General features: G+C 62.9%; 3 protein-coding genes and 1 pseudogene. 1 reads left to right on the forward strand and 3 read right to left on the reverse strand.

Features of this window, described 5'->3' with window-relative positions; translation table 11 throughout:
* Nucleotides 1-232 (forward strand): annotated as a pseudogene (locus EN991_RS28880) (hypothetical protein); the annotation flags it as partial.
* Between the two features lie 33 nt (nt 233-265).
* Here the strand turns inward: EN991_RS28880 and EN991_RS28885 are convergent.
* The 3 genes from EN991_RS28885 to EN991_RS28895 all read right to left on the reverse strand — a co-directional run bounded on the left by EN991_RS28885 (nt 266) and on the right by EN991_RS28895 (nt 3,157).
* Nucleotides 266-796, reverse strand: a complete 531-nt coding sequence (locus EN991_RS28885; RefSeq protein WP_127370027.1) for a dihydrofolate reductase family protein — start codon at nt 794-796, stop codon at nt 266-268.
* An 88-nt stretch (nt 797-884) separates the two neighbouring features.
* The gene (locus EN991_RS28890) at nt 885-1,517 is read right to left on the reverse strand and encodes a hypothetical protein (RefSeq protein WP_127370028.1); all 633 of its coding nucleotides are present in this window, start codon (nt 1,515-1,517) and stop codon (nt 885-887) included.
* Nucleotides 1,518-1,534: 17 nt separating this feature from the next.
* Entirely contained in the window at nt 1,535-3,157 is a 1,623-nt protein-coding gene (locus EN991_RS28895; RefSeq protein ID WP_127370029.1) for an FAD-binding oxidoreductase, read from the reverse strand.
* Nucleotides 3,158-3,297: the final 140 nt, after the last annotated feature.

Raw genomic sequence — 3,297 nt, forward strand, 5'->3', positions numbered from 1 at the left:
CAGCCACCGGCCGAGCATCTCGGTCGGTTCGCCGACGACCGCCATGGAAGCCGACGCCGCCCGGCCCGTTGCCTATGAACAGGTGGTCGATGGCGGAACCGGTGTGCTCTATCGCACCAAGAGCGGCTACGCCGTGGTCAAGACCGATCTCGGCCGCGCCGCCTTGGCAACCGCCGACGCCGCGAAGCGCTCTGTGAACTGGCTGGCTGGCCTGATGCCGAAGGGGCTGTAGGCCCGCTGGCGTCTCGGTTCGACGACCGCGTGATCAGGCAGGCACATAGGTCAACCTGATCACGTCGTCGCCAATCAAATCGCTGGCCACAAAGCGAAGCGGCGGCCGGGGGCCGGCGAAGAATGGCTTGCCATGACCAAGCACGAACGGATGGAGGTAGAGTTGGTACGCATCGACAAGACCAAGGTCGGTCAGGCTTCGCGCCAGGCCTGGTCCAGAAACTGAAATCTCCCCGACGAGCTCAGCCTTAAGCCCGCGTATCACCGCCTCGACGTCATCCGCGACAAGTGTTGCGTTAGGGCCGGCCGACTTCAGAGAGCGCGACACAACCCACTTCGGTTGGCTCCGCCACGCCGTCGCAAATTCATGCGCCTCCGCGCTCCACTCAGCATGGTCTTCGTCCCAATAGCGCATGACCTCGTACATGCCGCGACCGTACACACTGCCGCTCAGATTGCGCACTTGCTCTATCCAGTGACGAAAGATCGTCGGGCCCGACGGCATTTTCTGGTGGTCGACATAGCCGTCGAGTGACTGGTTCATTCTGAAAATGAGCTTCGCCATGCTGCAGGATCTCCAACCCAGGGTCTTCAGAATAACTTGAGCCGCCGTTACGCAAAACCCCAGCCGAAATCCAAACTGAGACACGATCCTAGTCCGGCCTGAACCTGACTTTCAGGCTCTGCCAGAACTTGTCGACAAGCGGCTTTTCGGTCGCTGCATCCTCGCCGGCAATGCGGGTGATGAACAGCAGCCCCCGATCGGCCAGGCCGAAGCCGACGATCTCGAAATCGGCGGTGTCGGTGCGTGTCTTCACCTCGGCCCGGATCCCGGTCAATTCCTTGCCGTCGGCGAGTTTGCGCGTGGTCGGCCCCTGCGTCAGCTTGGCGCCGGCCTGCACCGATTCCCTGGTCATCTCCTGCAGCATCAATTGGTTGAGCGACACCGGATTCATGGCGCCATACTCCTGCACGACGACAATCGTGCCCAGCGCCGAGGCCATCAGATACTGCGTGATGTCATCGCCGAGATCGGTCTTGGTCACCGAAATGCCGCTGGGGTGGACGAAGGAAAAATCGCTGCCGGAAAAGGTAGCGAAGTCGTTGCGCGCGAGCGTCACCTTGCTCTGCTTGCCGCCGGGCAGCGTCACATCGGCGCTCTCGCCGGGATCGATATCGACCGTCACGCCGTCGATGGTCAGCTTGAAGGCCTTGAGATCCTCGCCTCCGGCCGGTCCGGCGCACAGCGCGATGAGGGTGAGTGCCGCCGCCGATACCATCCGCATGGCTGTTCTCCTGCTTCTTACGACACCCCGCTCAGCGCCTTGATGGCACGGTAGAAGGTCGAGGAAAACAGTTCCGTTGGGTCATACTGCCGCTTCGCCGCCAGGAAGGCCGGCAGTTCGGGATAGGAGGCCAGCAATTCCCTGGCCGTATAATGCAGCTGGTAAGGCAGGAAGAAGCGCCCGCCATGCTTGATCGTCACGTCGATCAGCGCCCGCGTCAGCGCCCGCATCCTGGCATTGCCGTCGGCATCGGTCGGCTGGTTGACGTAGAGCACCAGCGAATAGGCCGGCTCCGGCGCGTAGGTCAGCGCCACATCCTCCCTGTGGACGATGCGCACCGAAGCATTGAGCACCGGCAGCGTCTGGTTGCGCAGGATCTCGCGCGCTTCCGCGATGAATTCGACATAGGCGGCACGCGGAATAAAATATTCGTGCAGGATGTCGGTCTCTTCCATCTGATCGTTGAACAGATAGGGCACCGAATCGTGCATCGGGTTGTTGCGGGTGACGAGACAGGCCTCGCCCTCGGCCATGGCCGAGGTGCGCGCCACCGTGCAGCTTTCGAATTTCGGCTCCAGTGTCTTTTCGGTGAACCACTTCAATTCCTGGAACAGGCTGCCCCATTTCGCCAGGTTGATGATCACCCGCTTCAACCCGACCGATCCCGGTTCGCCGATCTCGGGCTGATCGGCCGGCGGCCGCTCGGCCACCTTGTCGTAACGGTAGACGATCATGTCCTCGAGGAAATTGCCGGGCGCCGTCGACAGATGGCCGTAGAACAGGCCGATATCCTTGTTCGGCTCCAGCACCTTGGCGAAGAATTCCGGAAAATCGTCCGATTTGATGATTTCGCGCGAGGTGCGGTAGACGGCGTTGTCGACGATATCGAGCGTCGCCTCCAGCACCACGCCGAACAGGCCGTAACCGCCGACGACGTGGCGGAACAGGTCGGTGTTCTCGATGGGCGAGCAGGTCGTCACCGAACCGTCGGCCAGCATCACCCGCATCGAGCGGATCGAGCCCGCCACCGAACCCGCCTGGTGGTCCATGCCATGCGCATTGACCGACAGCGAACCGCCGACCGAGAAGATGTCGGTCGACTGCATCGCCTTCACCGCGAAGTGCGGATGCAGAAGGTTCTGGATGTCGTGCCAGCGCGCGCCCGGCTGCAAGGTCATGGTCTTGGCCGCCGCATCGACGGTGACCCTGTTGAACTTTCTGAGGTCGAGCACCAGCGCGTTGTCGTCGAAGGCATGCCCGCCCATGGAATGGCGGATGGCGGCCAGCGATATTTTCAGCCCATTGGCACGCGCGAAGGCCAGGGCCTTGGCGATGTGCTCGTCCCCGCTGACCTCGACCACGCCGTAGACCGGCGTCATCGACAGGCCGCTGGCATCGTTGATGTCACCACCCTTTGCCGACCAGGGCAGTGACGCATCGAAGGCCGGCGCATTGTCCAGCGGCTTCAGAGGCAGCGCGAAGCCGTCTATATCGGCTATCCGTCCTGCGTTCTTCGGCCCCGAAGGTCCGCGTGCCAGCCGCGCCACCGTGTTGCCGCCCCACAGCACCGCGCCGCCGACGACGGCCGCACCCAGCAGCAATCGCCGCGACAGGCGAAACCCTTTTTGCTCGTCGGCCATGACTATCCCCCGCTGGCCAAGGGATAGCGCGGCTCTTTGGCAAAAACCATAGCGGCGCCGCCGGGACGGCGTTTTGCCTGGCGTCGAGGGTGGAGGGCACGAAATGGCCGGTCCCCTGAGGACCGGCCAGAATGGAACAG

The organism is Mesorhizobium sp. M7A.F.Ca.US.005.03.2.1 (assembly GCF_003997795.1).
GTDB lineage: Bacteria > Pseudomonadota > Alphaproteobacteria > Rhizobiales > Rhizobiaceae > Mesorhizobium > Mesorhizobium ciceri.

Excerpts from the sequence above, each read along its gene's own strand:
- EN991_RS28885 (WP_127370027.1), bottom strand. The coding sequence starts at position 796 with ATGGCGAAGCTCATTTTCAGAATGAACCAGTCACTCGACGGCTATGTC.
- EN991_RS28895 (WP_127370029.1), bottom strand. The coding sequence starts at position 3,157 with ATGGCCGACGAGCAAAAAGGGTTTCGCCTGTCGCGGCGATTGCTGCTG.
- EN991_RS28890 (WP_127370028.1), bottom strand. The coding sequence starts at position 1,517 with ATGCGGATGGTATCGGCGGCGGCACTCACCCTCATCGCGCTGTGCGCC.